Genomic DNA, 21,558 nt, shown 5'->3' on the forward strand with positions numbered 1-21,558 from the left:
TAAAGTTGCATTTTACAATACGTAGTATACAAAAAACTACTCTTTTCCTCAAATATGTCAAACGAAAGTCCTTTCTCTTGGATTTATACACACCACGAATGCATTTGGATTTATAACGTAAAATGCCATCTATAACCACCGTTATCAAACACATAACTAATATAGATAGAAAAAAAAGTACCCCTCTGAAATGTGCTGCGTTATAGAATACCTAACACAAAACCAGCCAAAACACCTACCGCTATTGCATTTTCCATCTGCCTAGTTTCATTAGTGGGTTGTGCAAAACCCGAAACGCAAACAGCTTCACCCTCGCCAGTCAAAGAATCACAAAAAGCCAACTTTTTAAAAACAGGGTTAAGTGAGCGCATTCGCATTGAAAGCCAAAAAGTTGATTATTGGTCTTTAGAACAACGACTGGCGAACTACAAAGCGCCTAGCGTGTCGGTAGCTTTCATGCGAAATTGGCAACTGGCTTGGACCATGGAAAGCGGCGTTAAAGACGTAACTACCGAGCGGGTTGTTGATGAAAAACAGTATTCCAAGCAGGCAGTATTTCAAAACCCGCATTTGCGACAGTACTGATGAAATACCGCCAAGATAACCCGATTAATTTAGATACCGACGTAAATAACTTGCTTACCAGCTGGCAATTGCCCGAACACGAATGGACGGGGCAAGAAGCGGTGTCGTTACGCCGACTATGAAGCCATACCGGGGTACCACAGTGCATGCCTTCCTTGGTTACGCAGCGGGTGAACAGCACCCACGTTGCGCGCATTGATTAAACTCAAGGTCTTTAGCGGCCCATTACCTCTTGTAAAATGCTAGCCCACCTCTCACTCATAGCGGCCGGTACATTAATAGTAAGATTATGAAAAATAGAAGCACTTCTCCTAATCAGCAGTAGAGCAATTGCTATCTTTTAAAGTGACAGTCTCGCCGCTTTCACTGAGCGTCCATTAATTACGTTAACTCAGATACTCTAATACCTTTGTTCATTATTCTGCATTTATCTGCGAGATTCTGCACAGTTGCCCACTACAACCGTTTTATATCCATTTGTTCGTTTATCCCGGACCGACCATCATTGACGCGCGCAGAAAGCAATTAATTCCTCAATTTTTACACTTAAGCTCAAGCTTTATGTTTGCATTGCCACATTTTTTTTAAAATTTACGTAAAACTTAACACACTGTTATGGAATTTAACTGAAAGGAGTAATTCCATGACATCTTATGAATCTAATAGTAAGCAAGTTGAAGTACAAGGCCAACTCTACGATAGCTTGTCCGCAGCAGCCAGAGCCTTCGGATTAAATAGCGACAAAGTGCTTGAACGCGTTCGCTGCGGATGGAACATTTATGAAGCACTTGAAATTGTTGAGCGAAAACTGCCAACGATGAACTATCAAAACCGTATCGAACAATTTGCTGCTCAAGAGGGAATAAAAGCGAGTAGCGTGGGAAAACGTCTATCTTTGAGGCGAAGACGTATTAGAGAGTGGCTTAACCTGCCGGGTCTCTCCCCTACCCGTCATAGCAATGCTTTAATTGTCACAGATTCAGAAGGGCGCACATTTACCAGCTTAAAAGAAGCTTCTGCCGAAAAAGGCATGCATCGCTCAACATTAAAAAGCGGGAGCTTAAAGCTTGTAAAAGTGAAGAAATATGCTTTTGAATCGGAAATGGCTATTTCCGCCGAATCCATTTTACTTTTGTGCGCTCATCCAAACTTGGGGTTAAAAGATAACTTATTTTATTCAAATGGCCACTTCATACTTTTAGATAATCAAGTGCGCCTTCATCTGTTTTTCAGAAATACTGGGGATAATGAATATATTGCATTTGCATCGATTGATGGCGTGACGTTATTCAGTGTTAAGTGCTCGGCAAATGGATACGGCATATCTACAAGCAGCACATTATTTCGCGATACCGCTCTCCTAAAACCTCACGAAAAATCGGCATTGCATTATTTAATTCGTGGTTGTGTGAAGCAGAATAGTGAAATGTTCTTAAGTGACTTTGTTAAATACAAAATGCCATAAGAGAAAAACGCCATGGTTTTTAACGGCAAATAACAAAGGAGTGAAATCTAGATTTGGTCACGAGTGGTCACGAATTGTGACCACTCGTGACCATTCTGACAGTATTTATCTGTTTTTAAAGGAAAAAACGAAAATAAACACAAATCCTGAAAAAACTGCGTAAAACCGATTAGTTCAATACTGTCAATGAGTTAGGAATCTTAAATATTTTTAAAATGACGCTAGAAAAAATTCTTAGGGGAAAAATAGATGGTGCGACTACCCTGATTCGAACAGGGGACCTCTACCATGTCAAGGTAGCGCTCTAACCAACTGAGCTATAGTCGCAAATATACTTCGGCAGAACTGCCTGAAGGACGGCGCGTATCATAGCGATGCGCAGTGCGTCCTGCAAGCTTATTTTGTGTTTAAGGTGTGTGTTTGATTGATTTGCCACCATTTATTGAAAAAGTGAGCAATTTCACACCGAATTAAACGTTCTCACGCTGCATAAATGGCAACGGCTTGATTTTATCAACAATACTGCCATCACTCGCTATTTTCATAAAGTACTCCCCTAACCTATCGGTTTCCTGCAATACCGTTTGCCAGTACTTAATACGGGTAGTGGCATCGAGTTGCTCGAAGTCTTTTCGATCTGGAATTTTACCGTATGGCAGGCTTGCAACGAACTTGGCAGATGGCACTAGCATGACCACATTGTCGTAACTATTTTTATGTGCCACGCGGCGTTTTAAGCCCTTGTCGAACCAACCCGGAATGGGCTTAGGGTAAAAGTGTGGATATAACACTAAACCTTTGTCAGGGCCAAATTCTAGGTCAAAATGATAATCAACTATACCGCCATCGCGATACATAGCTTGCGGAGCCCCCGCAATATCTCTTATTCCTTCTAGCACAACGGGAATAGCACCGGAGGCAAGCAGTGCATTGTGGATATTTTCGTTATTTAATTCGTAATGTTCGGTGGGCAATTGGTACGGGTCTTTAATTGAAAATTCTGTATTTGGCGACGAAAAAATACAGCGTGTGTAATACCTACCTAAGTTCTTTCGCGTGACCGCGTTAGCGGCAGCACTCATCGCAAGGCCCGATAACTGCGAAAACTTATGCTCGCGCCGGGTAGCCCCTAAACATTTGGCCACAAAGATGTGTGCTTTGAATCGCTCGTTGGCCAACACCTCTTTTTTTCCTTCGCTATCCACCATTTCTTTTACTAACGCTTCCGCCTTGCGGGTTATTTCCGCAGGAGTAGGCTTATCGCTGTAAGTAGTGGTTGAATAAGACGTGGCTAGCCGATTTATGGCTGCAAGCGGGTCGTTTTGTACTGCACAAATAGCCCTAAATGCCCCCGCAGAAGACCCTATAACATGTATTTGATGTTCTACATTACTAAACCACTCAGGGAACAGTACTCTGTCTAAACCTGCAAGTGAAAACCATTTTGGACCGCCTGAAGCGCCGAGAAAATAACTAAATATTTCAGGGTGAAAGCCTTGCTGCTTAATGGTATTCATTGCCCCATTGCCGGCATAAATTTCTAGCGGTGCCACGTATTGACTCTACTTATCATGTATGCGCCTAATTTATCAGTAAAAGCCGTAAAATCAATGGGCCGTCCATCACCTTTATGAAACCACAACTATAAGCAGTGCATTTGATGTTGAAGTTTCCACCCGCGTAAACAAATCATCACACATCAATTTTTTATAAGGGCCCTATTCTAGCCACGCAATTGATTTACTTTTTATTAATATTTACGCTACGTAAATAGAAGCGTTTAGCATCAGCAGTATTTGAAAGGTGGGTATTGTGAGTCAACTAACTTATTTGTCGGGTTTTAATAATGAGCATGAAACTGAAGCCTTGCCTAATGCACTACCCAAAGGGCAATTTAGCCCGCAGAAAGTTAATTATAAACTTTACGCTGAGCAAGTCAGCACCAGTGCATTTACCGCGCCTCGGACTAAAAATAGACGCAGTTGGACTTATCGAATTCGGCCTTCTGTTGCTATGGGTGATTTTTCACCTTATAAAAACACACAGCTTCAAACTGGCCCTCAAACGCAATCGCCGTGCCCGCCAAATGTAATGCGTTGGGATCCTCTCCCCCTTCCTGATAAGCGTAGCAGCATAGATTTTGTTGAAGGTTTAGTGACCATAGCCACGAACGGCGACGCTAATCAGCAAATCGGCATCGGCATTCACTGCTATAGTGCGAATTCGTCTATGGGGAATAAGGTATTTTACTCATCCGACGGTGAGATGCTGTTCGTTCCACAACATGGAAACATGGAAGTAAAAACTGAGTTTGGCAAATTACATCTATCTGCAGGTGAAATTATGGTGATCCCTCGTGGGGTTCGCTTTAGCGTTACTCCTATTGATGGCGCAATTCGAGGGTATATTTGTGAAAACTATGGGCAGTCATTTGTTTTATCTGAGCGAGGCCCCGCAGGCGCAAACGGGTTTGCCAATCAAAGAGACTTTTTGTACCCCACTGCATGGTTTGAGGATGTAGACACGCCCCATGTCATCATTAACAAATTTTGTGGCCATTTATACCAAGCCCCGCTTCCACATTCGCCTTTTGATGTCGTGGCGTGGGTAGGTAATTCAGCGCCTTACAAATATGATCTTAAAAATTTTAACGTAATTAATACCGTCAGTTTTGACCACCCCGACCCTTCCATATTTACGGTGCTAACCTCGCCTTCGGAACTTGAAGGCACTGCCAATGTAGATTTTGTCATTTTCCCCCCACGCTGGATGGTGGCTGAGAATACCTTCCGCCCGCCTTATTTTCATAGAAATGTGATGAGTGAATTTATGGGTTTAATTGAGGGGAGTTATGATTCTAAAGAAAAAGGCTTTGCGCCTGGTGGTATGAGTTTACATAATTGCTTTACCCCTCATGGCCCCGAAGCTTCTGTATTTGAAGCTGCCTCGAATACAGAATTAGCCCCACAGAAATACGAAAATACACTGGCGTTTATGTTTGAATCTCGCTTTCCTATTGCCCCAACTGAGTTTGCACTTAGTACTCCACTGCGCCAAACAGACTATATCGATTGTTGGAAAGGAATAACGAAGCATTTCGACGGTAAGATATAAGTACTATATAAAAATCATAATAGTAGGGAAATTCTTTGAATGTATGTATTTATGAACATTCCCTAGTTGACCATAAATAAAAATAAAACATTTAAATTCAGCTGGTTACACCGTTAAAAACCAGATTAAATTGCGTTTTCACACAGCTGAAAACTAAACGTTACACTTAATACGCTACAACGGCTCTCGTCGTGTTTTAACACTCTATTGCCCTTATATTTACCTCACCATTACAATCATCTCTTCTAATTACAATCGCCTTAGCGTGGGTTCAATATCAAAAACTAATTAACTAACGCAAAGGCAGTGACTTCAGTAAGCGAGAAAGAAAATGGCAGACGTATTTGAAAACCCAATTGGGTTAGATGGTTTTGAGTTTTTAGAATTTACCGCGCCTAAAAAGGGTTTATTGGAGCCTATGTTTGAAGCGATGGGTTTCACCCTTGTGGCCAAGCATAAATCAAAAGAGGTGGAGCTGTGGCGCCAAGGCGATATCAATCTTTTAAGTAACTATGAAAAAAATTGCCACGCTTCTTACTATGCCGAAGAACACGGCCCTTCAGCGTGTGGCATGGCCTTTCGCGTTAAAGACTCTCAGCACGCCTATTCTGAAGTGCTAAAGCGCGGCGCTCAACCTATGGACACCCACACGGGCCCAATGGAATTAAAACTGCCGGCTATCAGAGGTATCGGCGGTGCCATGCTTTATTTAATCGATCGCTATCAAGGCGAAAACACCATTTATGATATCGATTTCACATGGATTGAAGGGGTAGACAGACACCCTGAAGGTTGTGGCTTCCACACGCTGGATCACCTTACTCACAATGTGTATCGCGGCCGAATGAATCATTGGGCGAAATTCTACGAATCGTTGTTTAACTTTCGCGAAATTCGCTATTTTGACATTAAGGGTGAATACACGGGTTTACTATCTAAAGCCATGACCGCGCCTGATGGCAAAATTCGAATTCCACTTAATGAAGAAGCCGTGGGCGGTGGCGGTCAAATCGAAGAATTTTTAATGCAATACAACGGTGAAGGTATCCAGCATATTGCCTTTGCTTGTGACGACCTTATAAGCTGCTTAGATAAACTTAAAGCGAAGGGCATGAAGTTTATGACCCCACCTCCTGATACTTATTACGACATGTTAGAAGAGCGCTTACCCGGCCACGGTGAGCCTGTTGGAGAATTTAAACAACGAGGTATTTTGTTAGACGGCACCACGGAAGGCGAGTCTCCTCGTTTGCTACTGCAAATTTTCTCAGAAACCGTTTTTGGCCCAGTGTTTTTCGAGTTTATTCAGCGCAAAGAAGACGATGGATTTGGAGAAGGCAACTTTAAAGCGTTATTTGAATCGATTGAGCGGGATCAGGTAAATCGCGGCGTATTAAATAAATAGTCGCCCTAATCAATGCTTGCTCAAAAATTTTACACATAGTGGTGTTAGTGATGTCAGCCCCCTTAGCCTGAAGCTGACATCACCCTGTGTATTCCTAACCTTTCCTAATCTTTCCCCTCCTTTCCTCAGCGTGTACTTGCCGTGTTCTGGTAGTGCCCTTTTACTCTTCGCCTTGTTCATAAAGTGCACAACTCGCCCCTGAAGGGTCTTTTATAATACAAAAGCGAGATTTACCATGATGGCGAATATCTCCTATTTGCTGCCCACCAGCGCTTTTAGAAGCGGCCAATGCTGAGTCTAATTCGGCTACCGTGAAATACGGCACCCACCCGCCAGGAATATTACTATTGCAGCCTCGCTTGTGACATATACCACCAGCAGGGCTACCATCTTCTTTCATCATCACATAATCGTTGTAGCCGCCCATATCGAAGGCTTCTTTTTTCCAGCCCATTACATTCACATAAAAATCAGCTAGGGCATCAGCGTCTTCAGTGGTGATATCCATCCATAAACTATCGCTCATATCATTCCCCTTTTGAGGTTTGGCATTATTAGGTCATCAAGCCAGTCTGTAACCTAGTATGTAAACCCAGTATTTAAATATAGTACTCTTTGATAATTGCACAGCCATTGATAAAAAACCACGTGGCGATCCGGTTTATTACGTTGGATAAAAGACAGCAGTGTCAAGACAAGAAATTGCAAAATAAGCAGAACAATTTTTAAATATGTATAGACAGAGGCTGTGGAAAATGCTTGTGAATAGGTAAATGTTATCCACTGACTATTGTTTGTACAATTTATTTTATTGTTTAATTTCATAAGGTTAAACAAAAGCCCCAAACTACTCAACAAACTTATCCACAGATTAAGTGGATAACACGTAGCACTTAACCACAGATAGTGTTTTAATGTGGATACTTTGATTGAAACCTTTTTTTCGGTTATTCATGCCAAAACAAACACTCTCGGTACTTCCCCAACCATTTACGATCCACAGCCTAGATGGCGACAGTGCAATTCCTGCAAATGTACTTCAAAGCCCGCTTTTTTTCTTGGGCAAAACAGAAGATGAATTGTCTATTGTTATACCATCGAATGTAGATGTAGATTCACTAGATTCTGACGAAGGCTGGCGAGCACTTGAATTGCTCGGCCCGCTGCATTTATCTATGGTAGGTATTATGGCGCAGATTGGCGCGGTACTTGCCGCAGTGAAAGTCTCTATCTTTGTTGTATCGACATTTGAAACCGATTTTTTCCTTGTGAAAGATAATAAACTTGCTGATGCAACAAAGGCATTAAAAAATGCAGGCTATACGGTTTTTGAGGGCAAGTAGTGTTAATAGAAAAGCAACTGACCTCGCCTCCTGAACAGTTTAAAAAAGCCATTCCTATCGCATCACCGGTTTCAGGCCAATGTGTGTTACTGCAACACGTTAATGATGACCTCATCAATGTTGGAGCATGGGGGCCAGGTTTAGCGCTTATCACCGCTTCCAGTAAAGTGGTTTCCCCGTTCAATGCAACAGTAATGAAAATAGATCCCCTAGACTATTCAATTGAAATTAGATCTTCTTTTGGGCTTAAGTGCCGAATCAAATATGGCTTACACACCCAAATGCTGCACGGGGCGCAGTTTTTAACTCAGTTAAAACAGGGCGAACAGATTAAAGCCGGTGCTATGTTATTTAGTGTAAATTCCGCATGGCTAAAACAACAAGGCGTGGAAAATATTTGTATAATGACCTTATTAAATGCCAAAGCATTAATAGGCGTTCTACCAACGCATCAAAAATTTGTTGATGCGGGTAGCGACACGCTGTTAACCCTTTATATTTAGCCAAATTCAAACCCTTTTTGAAAATGTATAATAACGAGCCTATTATGCACTAACACTAACTTCACGCTGTAACGGAGTATCCTTTTGAGTACAACAATGTATGGCATCGCAAATTGCGACACGATCAAAAAAGCCAAGAAATGGCTTACTGAGAACAACATCGAATTTACTTTTCACGACTACAGAAAAGACGGTATAGACGCCGATTTTCTTGCCAATGCCGAAGCCAGCCTTGGTTATGAAGTGATGTTGAACAAACGTGGCACTACTTATCGTCAACTAGGCGACAGTGATAAAACAGATATCACCCGCGAAAAGGCACTCGCCTTGTTACTTGAACACCCTGCGATGGTGAAGCGCCCTATTTTAAATCATAACGGCACGTTTCATATTGGCTTTAAACCTGCGCAGTATGAGGAAATATTTTGTTAAACGATAACGTAATAGACATTGCTAAAAACCTAATGAATAGGCGTTCGGTTACCCCGGAAGATGAGGGCTGCCAAGAAGCCATGAAAGATTTTTTAGGTACCTTGGGGTTCAACAATGAAACCATGGTGTTTGACGATACCACCAACCTGTGGTCACGTCGTGGCACAGAAGGTCCTGTTTTTTGTTTTGCTGGTCACACCGATGTGGTTCCTAGTGGGCCTGAAAGCGCATGGAAAACCCCGCCTTTTACGGCTACTGAAGTAGACGGCTATTTACATGGCCGTGGTGCTGCCGACATGAAAGGCAGTTTGGCCGCAATGTTAGTCGCAACCCGTAAATTTGTGGCCGATTATCCTGATCACAAAGGCAGTATTGCGTATCTTATTACTAGTGACGAAGAAGGCCCGTTTATTAATGGTACTACTCGTGTTATCGATACCCTTGAAGCACGAAATGAAAAAATCACGTGGTGTGTGGTTGGCGAACCATCTTCTACCGATGAAGTGGGCGATATTGTTAAAAATGGTCGACGTGGTTCATTAACTGGCGATCTTACTGTTAAAGGTATTCAAGGCCATGTTGCTTATCCGCATTTGGCGAAAAATCCAGTGCATTGCGCCACACCTGCATTAACGGAATTGGCTCAATCTCATTGGGACAATGGCAACGAGTTTTTCCCGCCCACCAGCTTTCAAATTTCAAACATTAATGGCGGCACTGGTGCAGGTAATGTAATTCCTGGCGAACTTCATGTGTGCTTTAACTTCCGGTTTTCAACCGAAGTGACAGATCAAGAACTCATTAATCGTGTTACGACCATTCTGGATAAGCACGAACTTGACTACGACATAAAGTGGACGTTTAACGGCCAGCCTTTTTTGACCGACTCAGGCCCTCTGCTGACTGCCACTGAAAAAGCGATTGCCGATGTACGTGGCACGCCTACCATTTTATCTACCGCTGGCGGCACATCTGATGGGCGATTTATTGCGCCGACTGGCGCACAAGTTATTGAGCTAGGGCCAGTAAATGCCACCATTCATAAAATAGATGAATGTGTAAAAATGAGCGATCTAGAGTTATTAAGCGACATGTACTACGGTATTTTGGTTAATCTACTCGCATGAACCCCGCTATCTGGTTAGGGCAAGACAATCCTCACCTTGTTGATGCAGGAAATGGACACTTCCTGCATGCTAGGGTGCTACCCGCTTTTGTTAATATGCAACACGCTGCCCGTGATGACGGTATAGATTTATGCTTAGTAAGCAGCTTTCGTCACTTTGATAAACAGTGTGCTATTTGGAATAGAAAATGGCGTGGCGAAGCGGCGCTGTTAGATAGCAAGGGCACTACATTAAACCCGAATAGTTTATCAGACGTAGAAAAGCTACATGCAATACTGATGTGGTCAGCGTTGCCTGGCGGTAGTCGACATCATTGGGGAAGTGACTTTGATGTATATGACAAGCACGCGGTTGAACAATGGAACGGTAAGTTTTCGTTAGTTGATAGCGAATATCGTAAAGGTGGGCCTTGTTTTTTGTTAGCTAATTGGCTTAAAGCGAATATGAGCACCTTTGGGTTCTTTCGCCCATTCAATGGAGATAAAGGCGGCGTAGCATGTGAGCTTTGGCACCTAAGCCACCGGGCTGTTGCCACTGAGTTTGAACAAGCGCTTTCGCTGGCTGCACTGACTACCGCTATCAAGCATAGTAGCATTGACGGTAAAGCCGTTGTGCTGGAGCATATTGATGAAATTTACTATCGCTACGTGTTAAATCGTGGTGCGAGTTGGGTTAGGTAAGCTCTCACAACTAAATAGCTTTAACGGAGACAGTGATGGATACACTTTGGGTTGTCATTATTATCGTTATTGTATTGGGCGTGGTGGTTGGCAATATTACGCTGTTAAAATACAGCGCTAAATTCAAATTTCCAACGCCGCTTAAAAAGAAAGACGATAAGCAAAAGAAGAATGGATTTGAAGATGAAGAGGACGACTGGTAAAACAGTCGCCCTGCTGGAAGGCTAATCTCATTAAGACTAATCACATTAAGACTAACCAGATTCAAACTGCTAAAAACTGGGTTTAAGCTGGCATTGAATCAGGTTCTTTGTCCGAATTAGCCTACCTACTACATGTTAAAGTGGCGATGTTTTTACTGCAGTTCCGCTAATACTCACCATCAACATACTGCCTTTGTCACCGATAACTTGGTAATCAAGATCTATTCCCACAACTGCGTTAGCACCCATGCTGCGAGCCTCATGCTCAAGTTCTGTAAACGCTAGCTTTCTTGCTCGCGTTAATTCTTCTTCATATGAACCAGAACGGCCACCTACAATGTCACGTATAGAGGCAAATAAATCTTTTACTATGTTAGCGCCCATCACGGCTTCGCCAACCACAATGCCATAGTAGGCTTCAATTTTTTGGCCTTCCAGAGTAGGCGTAGTTGAAATTATCATGGGTTGCTCCTTGCTGAGTTGTTTTAAAAATTGAGTTTATACTTTGGTCTTATAGTAGACCATAAGATATTCACGGCAGTGCTAGCCACCTAGCACACGGTTACCCTAGCCTATCAAGAAAATGCCTTTTTCAGCACATCTACCAATGCAGCGGCTTTATCTTCAGGGTAAGCCACAACGGCTTGCGCGCCCCAAATTGGTTTTGGCCATGCGATATCACTTTTATACCGTGCAACATGATGAATGTGCAACTGACTGACCACATTACCCAGTGCTGCGACGTTTAATTTATCGGGTGAAAATTGCGATTGCAGTAAACGGCTCACCTGTGCCGACTCACTTAAAAACTGTTGCTGTTGGGCGTCTGACAATTCAATGATTTCAGTTACCCCATCTACACGAGGCACTAATATTAACCATGGAAACTGGCTATCATTCATTAGTAATACCCTACAAAGGGGTAAATCGTGAATGAAGAACGTATCAGCCTCTAGCCTTGCATCTAACTTAAACACTAAGTTTCTCCAGCTTTGTTGGGACTACCGTTAATAAAGCACGTTGCCCTATTGCCACATTAGCATTAGGGAACACTATCGCTTCTCCGTCTTGCTGTGCAGTGTAGGTAGCGCCGGTTTCGGTCGCCAATACCGTGCCTTTAGCATAATCGGTAAAATTAGGCGTGTCGTCATCGAAATGCAACGTAAAATCGTTTTGATGGCGATTGATAACTTGATTCACCCGATAAATATCTAGCGAGTCTATATCAACGTCAGGTCTGAAATCATCTTCACAAATTAATGCAGTAATTGATTGTTTTGCTGCTTCGAAACGGCTCATGTCGTTTTGACCAAATGGCTGCACTTTGCCCAATTCGACGGTAAAGGCATGCGCTTGATGCTGCACAGAAGACGAGTAACTAAACGTTGTGGTTTCTGATTCAGATAACAAAATGGTTTGAATACCACACGCAGCTAAAAATCCAAGCTGGCTTTTGCTATGCGCTTTACCATGCAAATACGGGTAGACCGCAAACTTTTCATTTTTAGACTCACGAATAGCCGTATGTAGGTCGTAGTGATACTTCTCATCACCAGAAGCTGCCACAGAGAAGAAATCGGTTATTGCCTCTTCTAGCGCTTTAGCACGTTTGCGCTCACTGTTGTTACATCCTTCCCCTTTCGAATGGGCGCCATTAAACAACCGATTCATGTTTTCTTCTACAAACCTTTCAGCAATATCCATTGCGGGTAAGTTACCAAATAGAAAAAGTACACGATGGCTAAGCTCAAGCTTGTTAGTAAGAATATGCTGTACCAGCTCGTCGCATATTTCGATGGGGGCCGTTTCATTTCCATGAACGCCGCTAGATAACACAACATGCTTATTGATAGACGTTTTCGCCGTTGGCGTGAAAGCAATAATACCGGGAGCGGCGATAGCAACGTCAGTACCATTGCCTAACGTAAATTGAATAGAGGAGGTAAATAACTCAGGTTGAGTTCTAGACAAAGAAAGAAAATTTCCTTGCTCGATAAGTTGTTGCATACATAAACCAAAAGTAGCTTGAATAACACTAGTTTAGCGACTCAGCCAAGCGAATGCACGTATTGCCCCTTCGTAACCGAGGGATTTTATTTAGGCACGTAAAGGAGAGTTACCGACAATGATTTCTTGCTGCGCTAGACTAATAAAGTCATTCAGCGGAATGGCTTTTGAAAACAAATACCCCTGCCCTATCGTTACACCCACCTCTCGGAGTATGTGCAGTTGAGCGATGGTTTCTACGCCCTCGGCAATGACATCACAGTTTTTCGCTTTACCGATAATTTTTGCAGCTTCGATAATGGCACGATTAACAGGATGTTTCGCTAATTCTATAACAAAGGTTTTATCTATTTTAAGCGCGCTTAAATCAAGATCTCGAATGTATGCAAGGTTTGAGTAACCTTTCCCAAAGTCATCTACCGAAATGGCGACCCCTAGGGCGCGAAGCTCATCAAGCTGCTTTTTCACCATCAGTGAATTAGACAAGGCTACATCTTCAGTCAGCTCTAACTCTATACGAGTAAGCGGCATGGCGTAGGTCTTACTAAGCATCTTCAAGGAAGGGATAAGATGATTATCATACAACTGAGTAGGCGATATGTTGACAGACAAGGTCAGCGACAAACGGTGAAAATCAAAATCAACTAAACTTCTAAACGCTTGCTCTAACGTCCAATAGCCCAACTCATTCATCATGTTATAGGATTCTGCCGCTTCAATAAGCGGGCCTGGGAACAGTACGCCATCTAACGGATGATTCCAGCGAAGTAAGCACTCAGCCCCAATCACTTCAAGGGTTTGAAGGTTAACTTTAGGTTGATAATAAAGCTCTAATTCATTTTGCGATAACGCACGTTTTAAATCAGCTTTTAATGCAAGGCTACGACCCGTATCGGTCTTATCTTGCATATTATACAGGCAAAAGTTTTCGTACTTATTTTCTTTTGCTTGCTTTAGTGCCGCTTCTCCACGAGACACAAATGCCGTAATTTCAAAGGCCTGACCCTCTGATGTCACTACACCTACATTAAAATCGGCGATGAATGCATGGCCATCGTGATGCATGGGTGTTTTGAAATGCTCAACAAGCCGTTCGAACATGTCTCGCATTTGGCCTGAACTTCGCGTACCGAGAAACGCAATACCAAATACATCACCACTTATTCTGCCAAGGCGAATATCACCACCAAACAAAGATTGGATGCGGTTAGCAATTTCTAGCAGAAACCTGTCACCAATATTAATCCCTAAACTGGTGGTTACGTCTGAGAAACGGACTACATCCACTAGCATTAGTGATAATGATGGATGCAATACACCACACTTCGAGACTGTGTCGATAAACGCAAATCGATTGGGAAGTGTAGCCAGCGAATTATGATGTTGGCTCATGACGGTTTCCTTGCACTAAACGGCGGCTAGGTGCTTAAAATAAGCAGACGGTAGTTCAACACGACTTAATACTAAGCGCAACGTGTTATCAGTATATGAATCTATACCTTATTATAGATTGCAGACCTTTTTACATTAAATCGGCTACTTATTGATTTTTAATTTATTTTTATTTTAATTGGATAAATATATCACAACAAAAAGCCCGGAAAGCATAGCATTTCCGGGCTTTTTGTTGAGTCTCTTGAGACTAGTTTTCAATCTTACACGGTGAAAGTTTCCAAATACGTTCTACATAATCTTTAATTGAACGGTCTGAGGTAAACTTACCCATCTTGGCGGTATTGATAATCGCCATTTTAGCCCAGCGCGCTTTGTCACGGTACGCCTCATCAATAGCAATTTGCGCATCGCAATAACTACGGAAGTCTGCTAGCACCATGTATTGGTCACCATGATCTAACAAGCTTTGCTTAATCGACACTAGCGCACCTGGCTTACCCGGCGTGAAGTAATCGGTTTCAAGCCAATCAAGAACCGCTTTAATTTCAGGATCACGGTAGTAGTAATCGTAAGGCTTGTAGCCGTTATCCTTCAGCTCGTGAACTTCTTCAACGGTTAGGCCAAAGATAAAGATGTTGTCATCGCCTACTTCTTCGGCAATTTCAACGTTAGCCCCATCAAGTGTACCTACGGTAATAGCGCCGTTAAGTGCCAACTTCATGTTACCGGTTCCAGACGCTTCTTTTCCTGCAGTACTAATTTGCTCAGACACGTCTGATGCTGGGATCATTTTCTCAGCAAGCGATACGCGGTAGTTCGGCAAGAACACCACTTTAATTTTATTGTTTACACGTGGGTCGTTATTGATTTTATCAGCCACTTTGTTGATGGCGTAAATAATATCTTTTGCCAACTTGTAACCCGGTGCTGCTTTCGCGCCGAAAATGAATACGCGAGGCACCATATCGTAATCAGGGTTTTCTAGCAGTCGACGATACAAGGCCATAATATGAAGCAAGTTCAAATGTTGACGCTTGTATTCGTGAAGGCGTTTAATTTGTACATCGAAAATAGCGTTAACGTCTACTTCAATGTCTAACGACTCTCGAATTTCATCAGCCAGCAACTGCTTGTTGTTAAGCTTCACTTGCATGAATTGCTTTTGGAACGTTTTGTTATCAGCGTACTTTTCTAGTGCTTCAAGTTTGTATAAGTCTTTTGGCCAATCTGTGCCAATTTTCTTATCAATCAATTTAGAAAGTTCAGGGTTACACGCTTTCAACCAACGACGTGGCGTAATACCATTCGTTACATTCGTTAATTTGCCTGGCCATAACGCATCGAACTCTGGGAACAAGTCAGACTTCACGAGTCGAGAGTGCATTTCAGCTACGCCATTTACCGCGAATGAGCCAATAACCGATAAGTGGCCCATACGTACCATTTTCTCGTTGCCTTCTTCTATAATAGAAAGCTTGGCTTTAATGCGGTTGTCGCTTGGCCATTTCTTATCGACTTCTGCCATGAATCTATGGTTAATTTCATAGATGATTTCTAAATGGCGCGGTAAGATTTTTTCAATCATACGTGCAGGCCATTTTTCTAAGGCTTCAGGTAACAACGTATGGTTGGTATAAGCGAACACTTTCGTGCTGATACCCCATGCTTGATCCCAATCTAGTTCAGCGCGGTCTACTAAGATACGCATAAGTTCAGGAATCGCGATAGCTGGGTGTGTATCATTTAATTGAATGACAACCTGATCAGCGAAGCGGCTCCAGTCATCACCATGGGCACGCTTGTAACGGCGAATGATGTCTTTTAAAGAACATGAGCAGAAGAAGTACTGCTGAATTAAACGAAGCTCTTTACCTGCTTGAGTTTCATCGTTTGGATAGAGTACTTTTGAAATGGTTTCTGCTTGTACGTTTTCACGCTGCGCATCTACATAACCACCAGCGTTGAATACATCCCAATTGAAGTAATCAGATGAATCTGACTGCCACAAACGCAACACGTTTACGGTTTTACCTTCATAACCAACGACAGGAATATCCCATGGTATCCCTTTAACAATTGAGCCAGGGTGCCATTCTTTCTGAATACGGCCGCTTTCGCCGTATTTGGTTTCTACATAACCAAATAAAGGCACTTCTTGAATTGACTCTGGGCGGCAGATTTCCCACGGGTTACCGTAATCGCGCCAACTATCAGGGCGTTCTATTTGAGCACCACTCTTAATTTCTTGACGGAAAAGGCCATGTTCATAATGAATACCATAACCAATTGCAGGCAATTCCATCGTGGCAAGTGAGTCGATAAAGCACGCGGCTAAGCGCCCTAACCCGCCATTACCTAGTGCCATGTCTGGCTCTTCTTCCATGATGTCGGTAATTTCAACACCAAGTTCTTTTAATGCGCCACTAGCCACATCGAACAAACCTAAATTTTGAAGGTTGTTCGATAACAATCTACCCATTAAGAATTCAGCAGAAAAATAATGTACTGCACGAGTATCATTGAAGTAGTGACTTTTTTGCGTTTTGCGAAGGCCTTCTAGTACCTGAGCCTGAATGGCTGCACAGGTAGCTTTCCACCATGCGTGGTTATTAGCCTTATTTTCATCCGTACCTAGCGTACAGTGAAGGTGCTTAACAATAGCAGCTTTAAACTCTGTCTTGTCTAGCGGTGAAGAGGGTTGCGTTTTGGCAGCTTTTGCATTCATTTTGCGTCTCACTCTGGTTGATGTGTACTAAAGCACACTCAATATGTAATTTAATTACAGAAAAAATCAACAATATGAGATCAATATAGCAGTGCTTAAACGATTTTGTTGTGATAATTTTGTTAAAATAACAAAAAACCGGATGAAAACGTATGCAATCATCCGGCGTTTAACATTGATTTAACAAACCCCGCCTTGAAGAGGTTGTTTTTTGACCTTATTTGATAATCTTACCCACTAAGGCTTCCGCTTCTTGAATTAATTCTTGTAAGTGAGTTTCACCTTTAAAGCTTTCTGCATAAATTTTGTAGATTTGTTCAGTCCCTGATGGACGTGCTGCAAACCAACCATTTTCTGTAGAAACCTTTACACCACCAATAGCGGCATTGTTACCTGGGGCGTGGGTTTGCACGGCAGTAATGGGCTCACCAGCTAGGGTATCGCTGGTTACTACCGAAGCATCCATAGCAGATAACTTCTGCTTTTGCTCTAAGGTAGCAGCCACATCTACACGGTTATAAACCGGCGATGAAAATTGCTCAGTTAATGCCTGATAGTGTTCACCTGGATCTTTCTTAGTCACCGCAAGAATTTCAGCAGCTAACAAACACAGGATAAAACCGTCTTTATCGGTAGCCCAAGTTTCGCCATTTCGCTGTAAGAAAATACCACCAGCACTTTCTTCACCTGCAAAACCAATTTCACTGTTAGATAAACCATCTACAAACCATTTGAAGCCTACTGGCATTTCAGCAAGGGGTTTGTCTAAGCTATTCGCTACGCGATCGATCATGCTGCTTGAAACCAGTGTTTTACCGATTTTAAGTGACGCTGGCCACTCGGGTCTGTGTGTATATAAATACTGAATGGCCACCGCAAGATAATGATTGGGGTTCATTAAGCCAGCACTTTTGCATACGATACCGTGGCGATCGAAATCTGGGTCGTTGCCCCATGCAAGGTCAAAATCATCTTTTAATTCGATTAAGCCCGCCATGGCGAAAGCACTTGAACAGTCCATGCGTAACTTGCCGTCTTTATCGCGGCGCATGAATCCAAACTGAGGGTCGACAGCAGGGTTTACAACCGTGATGTCTAATCCATATTTATCCGCAATACGAGACCAATAACCGATACCTGCACCGCCAAGGGGGTCAGTACCGAGTTTCAAGCCCGCTTTTGCGATAGCCTGCATATCAATAACCTGAGCTAGGTCATCAATATAAGGTTCCATAAAATCTTCTTCGCGCACTAACTTCTGGGCTCTTACGGAACGGATATCGATGCGTTTAACGTCTTTATTGCCTTCGGCAATAAGCGCGTTCGCACGATTTTGAATTTTGGTCGTCACGTCGCTATCAGCTGGGCCGCCATGAGGAGGGTTATATTTGAACCCACCATCTTCGGGTGGGTTGTGTGATGGGGTTATGACTACCCCGTCAGACTTCGCCGCGTTTTCTCGGTTATAACGAATGATAGTACGGGAAATTACCGGCGTGGGGGTATAACCTAAGCTTTCGTTGTCGCTTCGTTGAATTACCACATCAACACCGTTGGCACTGAGTACTTCGATGGCGGTGATCATGGCAGGTTCAGACAATGCATGGGTGTCTTTACCTATAAATAGCGGCCCGGTAATACCTTCTGCTTCACGATATTCAACCAGTGCTTGGCAGATTGCACTAATATGGGTATCGGTAAAAGTATAGTTCGACGCCGATCCTCTGTGCCCTGAAGTACCAAAACTTACTGCTTCAGTTGGGGCAGCGGCGTCTGGTTTGTAGCTGTAATACTGGCTAACAAGTTGTGCCACATTAATCAGTTGTTCAGGTGCAGCTGGCTTACCAGCCTGCGGATGTAAAGCCATGAAAAGTCCTTATTTTAAGTTAAGCGTTTATTTGCCCTCTGGGGCGAATCGACTTACTACCGTTTCGACGACATCGGGCTGATACCCTAATGTACGCAAAACTTGTTCCAGCATGTTTACTTTCTTCGCGGTATTGTTGTTGGTGACCACCCAAAATGGGCTATCAGGAATGGCTTTTGGATTAGTACTACTGCCATTTTCTAACAACGCCTCTTTGCTTGTAGCAAAATAGGTACGATTTTTACCAATAATCGATTTAACGTTTTCAAAGGTATCGCTATTTAACTTGTGCGCAGCACTTAGAATAAATAAGAATTGGTCGACACGTTTGGTAAAGGTCGATAACGCATCTTGAGATACCATACCCACAATATCATCTTTATTGTGATTTTCTATTTCAGTCACCGTTGGCGCCACTACGTCTTTTTTAACGGGCGCTTTGGCTGCAGTTGTTGATTTTGCAGCGGGTGATTTCGTCACTGGTGCTTTGGCAACGGTTGCTTTAGGTGCCGCTTTGGCCACCGGTTTAGTGGCTGGTTTCGCTTCTGCCTTTTGCGCCGAGGCGTTAGCGGTAGTGGTAGCAGCAACCGGTGCTTTCGCCGATTGTACTGACTCATCAGGTAGAGAGGCGTTGCTTGCACCCTTTATTTCACCGTCTTCAGGCAATAAAAGCCTACGTAAAATTTCTGATGCGCTCTCGCCTATATGTTTTGTTTGGCTGGCGATAAAGGCATACAAATCATCATCTATTTCAATGCTTTTCATAACTACTTCCTTAACAAGATGCCCCATTATAGACAACCGATACGCACAGCGCAGCACTATTTCTAACCTAGCCCTAAATTCGTTAAAACCAACATTAAAATGATGCTTTTAACGTGTTAAATAACCATGCTCATACCTTTGTATGGGTGTCAACTGCTATTTGAGCACTTTAGTTGCTATTATCAATACATAAGGGGTTAAAAAGGTAACGTTTTATCATGCGAAAAGAGATTCAATTAGTGCATGACGCGCTAAGTCAGAAGATTATCGGCAAATCTGAACAGTTAAAACTTGCGGTAACGTGTTTGCTAGCTCATGGTCACCTTCTTATTGAAGATTTACCTGGTATGGGTAAAACCACGCTTTCCCACGCACTTTCCCATGTATTCGGCCTTCAATATTCACGTATTCAATTTACGTCAGATTTACTCCCATCAGACATGCTAGGGGTTAACGTTTATCAAAGTCACAATGGTGAATTTCAATTTAGGCACGGCCCCATTTTTAGCCAAGTTGTTCTTGCCGACGAGCTAAACCGAGCAAGCCCTAAAACCCAAAGTGCCTTGTTAGAAGCGATGGAAGAGCGACAAGTGAGTATTGATGGCACCACCCATGCTTTACCTTCTCCCTTTTTTGTTATCGGCACGCAAAACCCGGGTTATCAATCTGGCACCTATCCGCTACCTGAGTCACAACTAGACCGCTTTTTTATGCGTATTTCCCTGGGCTTTCCGAACTGGGAAGCCGAAAAAGCCATGCTGAAACAATCAACTGACGTTCAGCAACAGATAGCCTCGTGTTTATCGCAGACCGATTTGATCACTATGCAAGATGCGGTTACCCATGTGCATGCTAGCGATGATGTGATTAATTATATATTGCGTTTAGTGACAGAAAGTCGCGCAGAAGGTCGCTACCCTACCCCGTTGTCGCCACGGGCTAGCCGAGCCTTATTGCAGGCCGCTAGGGCTTGGGCTTATATGCACGATAGAACTTTTGTGACGCCAGATGACGTGCAAGCTATATTCGTTGCCGTTACTGAGCATAGGCTTAGTGCAAGTACCCCTGAACATACGGGCACGTCGCTAAGTCAGCATTTACTGGATAGTATCGATCCGCTGGCGGCGTAATCCATGTTTAAAAAGGTATTACATAAGCATTGGCTCGCTTGGCTAGACAAACGTATTCCGCCACATTCTTCACATGCTCTGAATATGCGTTCGGTGTTTATTTTGCCGAGCCGTTTTGGCTGGGGATTTATCGTGATGTGTATGTGCTTGTTTCTATTAGGCACTAACTATCAAAACAACCTTATGCTGTTATTAAGCTATTTGTTACTTAGCGTAATGTTACTCACTTTGTTTTACAGCTATCAAAATTTTGCGGCTATTGCCCTTAGCGCATCCTCCCCCAAAACCGTATTTGCTAATACGTCAGCACACCTTACCCTCAATCGGATTAAGCACTCAGACTATAAAACTACGCCGGAAGGCTTATTGCAGGCGCATTGGCTTGAGATAAATAAGCTTCAACTGCCTAGGCGAAAAGATACGAGCACTATCTCCTTTGATATTGGCAATCGAGAACAGCGACTGACTGTTCCTTTATTACTTCACACTAGAGGTGAGCACAGACTCCCTCGAATTACCTTTAAAAGCGCCTACCCCTTCGGTTTGTATCATTGTTGGACTCACTTAGATTTCGACGTAAAAGTCATCGTGTATCCAGAACCCAAAGCTGGACCGGTGTGTGAAGTTGTTCACAACACGGAAGATGCCGTCGGTGGTAAAGAAGATGACCGACAAGGTAATGAAGACTTTTTTGCCCTCACCGATTTCATTGAAGGCGAACCGTTAAACCGCGTAGCGTGGAAGCAAGTCGCTAAAACAGGAAATTGGGTGGTAAAGCAGTTTAGCGAACAAAAAAGCGACGACGTGTATTT

22 protein-coding genes and 1 tRNA gene are annotated in these 21,558 nt (G+C 43.0%); 13 read left to right on the top strand and 10 right to left on the bottom strand.

The features are described from left to right. Positions 1-192 precede the first annotated feature (192 nt). The 3 genes from AAC006_RS13310 (at position 193) to AAC006_RS13320 (ending at position 2,050) form a co-directional block, all read left to right on the top strand. The gene (locus tag AAC006_RS13310) at positions 193-585 is read left to right on the top strand and encodes a hypothetical protein (protein ID WP_013784635.1); all 393 of its coding nucleotides are present in this window, start codon (positions 193-195) and stop codon (positions 583-585) included. Continuing rightward, positions 585-707, top strand: a complete 123-nt coding sequence (locus AAC006_RS13315; RefSeq protein ID WP_013784636.1) for a hypothetical protein — start codon at positions 585-587, stop codon at positions 705-707. The genes AAC006_RS13310 and AAC006_RS13315 overlap by 1 nt, the downstream gene beginning before the upstream one ends. A gap of 521 nt (positions 708-1,228) precedes the next feature. Further along, positions 1,229-2,050, top strand: coding sequence for a hypothetical protein (locus AAC006_RS13320; protein WP_013784637.1), 822 nt, complete (start codon positions 1,229-1,231; stop codon positions 2,048-2,050). Positions 2,051-2,300: 250 nt separating this feature from the next. Here AAC006_RS13320 and AAC006_RS13325 read toward each other — a convergent pair. Continuing rightward, positions 2,301-2,377 (bottom strand) — tRNA-Val (locus tag AAC006_RS13325). Between the two features lie 143 nt (positions 2,378-2,520). Beyond that, positions 2,521-3,603, bottom strand: a complete 1,083-nt coding sequence (locus tag AAC006_RS13330) for a hypothetical protein (protein ID WP_013784653.1) — start codon at positions 3,601-3,603, stop codon at positions 2,521-2,523. Between the two features lie 259 nt (positions 3,604-3,862). Between AAC006_RS13330 and hmgA the strand changes: the two genes are divergently transcribed. Both hmgA and hppD read left to right on the top strand, forming a co-directional pair. Further along, positions 3,863-5,164 (top strand): homogentisate 1,2-dioxygenase, encoded by a 1,302-nt coding sequence (gene hmgA, locus AAC006_RS13335; RefSeq protein ID WP_339891631.1) that lies wholly within the window; start codon positions 3,863-3,865, stop codon positions 5,162-5,164. Positions 5,165-5,495: 331 nt separating this feature from the next. Further along, positions 5,496-6,569, top strand: a complete 1,074-nt coding sequence (hppD, locus tag AAC006_RS13340) for a 4-hydroxyphenylpyruvate dioxygenase (RefSeq protein ID WP_013784655.1) — start codon at positions 5,496-5,498, stop codon at positions 6,567-6,569. A 160-nt stretch (positions 6,570-6,729) separates the two neighbouring features. Here the strand turns inward: hppD and AAC006_RS13345 are convergent, their stop codons facing one another. Continuing rightward, positions 6,730-7,095, bottom strand: a complete 366-nt coding sequence (locus AAC006_RS13345) for a VOC family protein (protein WP_339891633.1) — start codon at positions 7,093-7,095, stop codon at positions 6,730-6,732. A 427-nt stretch (positions 7,096-7,522) separates the two neighbouring features. Here AAC006_RS13345 and AAC006_RS13350 point away from each other — a divergent pair, with 427 nt between their 5' ends. From AAC006_RS13350 to AAC006_RS13375, 6 genes are all read left to right on the top strand, one after another. After that, positions 7,523-7,912 carry an ACT domain-containing protein gene (locus AAC006_RS13350; protein WP_288388653.1) on the top strand — a complete coding sequence of 130 codons (390 nt, stop codon included), beginning with the start codon at positions 7,523-7,525 and terminating at the stop codon, positions 7,910-7,912. Beyond that, a complete protein-coding gene (locus tag AAC006_RS13355; protein WP_288388652.1) occupies positions 7,912-8,415 on the top strand; it encodes a PTS glucose transporter subunit IIA in 504 nt (167 codons plus the stop codon). The genes AAC006_RS13350 and AAC006_RS13355 overlap by 1 nt, the downstream gene beginning before the upstream one ends. A gap of 96 nt (positions 8,416-8,511) precedes the next feature. Then, the gene (locus AAC006_RS13360; protein ID WP_288388654.1) at positions 8,512-8,847 is read left to right on the top strand and encodes an ArsC family reductase; all 336 of its coding nucleotides are present in this window, start codon (positions 8,512-8,514) and stop codon (positions 8,845-8,847) included. Beyond that, a complete protein-coding gene (gene dapE / locus AAC006_RS13365) occupies positions 8,841-9,974 on the top strand; it encodes a succinyl-diaminopimelate desuccinylase (RefSeq protein ID WP_288388651.1) in 1,134 nt (377 codons plus the stop codon). Before AAC006_RS13360 ends, dapE begins: the two co-directional genes overlap by 7 nt. After that, positions 9,971-10,654 carry a M15 family metallopeptidase gene (locus tag AAC006_RS13370; RefSeq protein ID WP_288388650.1) on the top strand — a complete coding sequence of 228 codons (684 nt, stop codon included), beginning with the start codon at positions 9,971-9,973 and terminating at the stop codon, positions 10,652-10,654. Before dapE ends, AAC006_RS13370 begins: the two co-directional genes overlap by 4 nt. Before the next feature lie 35 nt (positions 10,655-10,689). Continuing rightward, a complete protein-coding gene (locus tag AAC006_RS13375; protein WP_013784662.1) occupies positions 10,690-10,857 on the top strand; it encodes a DUF2897 family protein in 168 nt (55 codons plus the stop codon). A 135-nt stretch (positions 10,858-10,992) separates the two neighbouring features. Here AAC006_RS13375 and AAC006_RS13380 read toward each other — a convergent pair whose 3' ends face one another. The 7 genes from AAC006_RS13380 to seqA all read right to left on the bottom strand — a co-directional run bounded on the left by AAC006_RS13380 (position 10,993) and on the right by seqA (position 19,616). Then, positions 10,993-11,319: a heavy metal-binding domain-containing protein gene (locus tag AAC006_RS13380; protein ID WP_013784663.1), complete on the bottom strand. Its 327-nt coding sequence runs from the start codon at positions 11,317-11,319 to the stop codon at positions 10,993-10,995. Between the two features lie 113 nt (positions 11,320-11,432). Beyond that, the gene (locus AAC006_RS13385) at positions 11,433-11,834 is read right to left on the bottom strand and encodes an HIT domain-containing protein (RefSeq protein ID WP_126873876.1); all 402 of its coding nucleotides are present in this window, start codon (positions 11,832-11,834) and stop codon (positions 11,433-11,435) included. Beyond that, on the bottom strand, positions 11,827-12,864 hold the full coding sequence (gene astE / locus AAC006_RS13390; protein WP_126873877.1) for a succinylglutamate desuccinylase: 1,038 nt from the start codon (positions 12,862-12,864) through the stop codon (positions 11,827-11,829). The genes AAC006_RS13385 and astE overlap by 8 nt, the downstream gene beginning before the upstream one ends. A 90-nt stretch (positions 12,865-12,954) precedes the next feature. Further along, positions 12,955-14,256 (bottom strand): bifunctional diguanylate cyclase/phosphodiesterase, encoded by a 1,302-nt coding sequence (locus AAC006_RS13395; RefSeq protein WP_126873878.1) that lies wholly within the window; start codon positions 14,254-14,256, stop codon positions 12,955-12,957. Between the two features lie 250 nt (positions 14,257-14,506). Then, positions 14,507-16,984 carry a glycogen/starch/alpha-glucan phosphorylase gene (locus AAC006_RS13400; protein WP_126873879.1) on the bottom strand — a complete coding sequence of 826 codons (2,478 nt, stop codon included), beginning with the start codon at positions 16,982-16,984 and terminating at the stop codon, positions 14,507-14,509. A 217-nt stretch (positions 16,985-17,201) separates the two neighbouring features. After that, positions 17,202-18,851: a phosphoglucomutase (alpha-D-glucose-1,6-bisphosphate-dependent) gene (gene pgm / locus AAC006_RS13405; protein ID WP_126873880.1), complete on the bottom strand. Its 1,650-nt coding sequence runs from the start codon at positions 18,849-18,851 to the stop codon at positions 17,202-17,204. A 27-nt stretch (positions 18,852-18,878) separates the two neighbouring features. Then, positions 18,879-19,616 (bottom strand): replication initiation negative regulator SeqA, encoded by a 738-nt coding sequence (seqA, locus tag AAC006_RS13410; protein ID WP_126873881.1) that lies wholly within the window; start codon positions 19,614-19,616, stop codon positions 18,879-18,881. Between the two features lie 218 nt (positions 19,617-19,834). Here seqA and AAC006_RS13415 point away from each other — a divergent pair, with 218 nt between their 5' ends. Further along, positions 19,835-20,746 (top strand): MoxR family ATPase, encoded by a 912-nt coding sequence (locus tag AAC006_RS13415; RefSeq protein ID WP_126873882.1) that lies wholly within the window; start codon positions 19,835-19,837, stop codon positions 20,744-20,746. Between the two features lie 3 nt (positions 20,747-20,749). Beyond that, a partial coding sequence (locus AAC006_RS13420; RefSeq protein WP_339891638.1) for a DUF58 domain-containing protein occupies positions 20,750-21,558 on the top strand: 809 nt, incomplete at its 3' end.

It is taken from the genome of uncultured Alteromonas sp. (genome assembly GCF_963976965.1).
Taxonomy (GTDB): Bacteria; Pseudomonadota; Gammaproteobacteria; order Enterobacterales; family Alteromonadaceae; genus Alteromonas; species Alteromonas naphthalenivorans.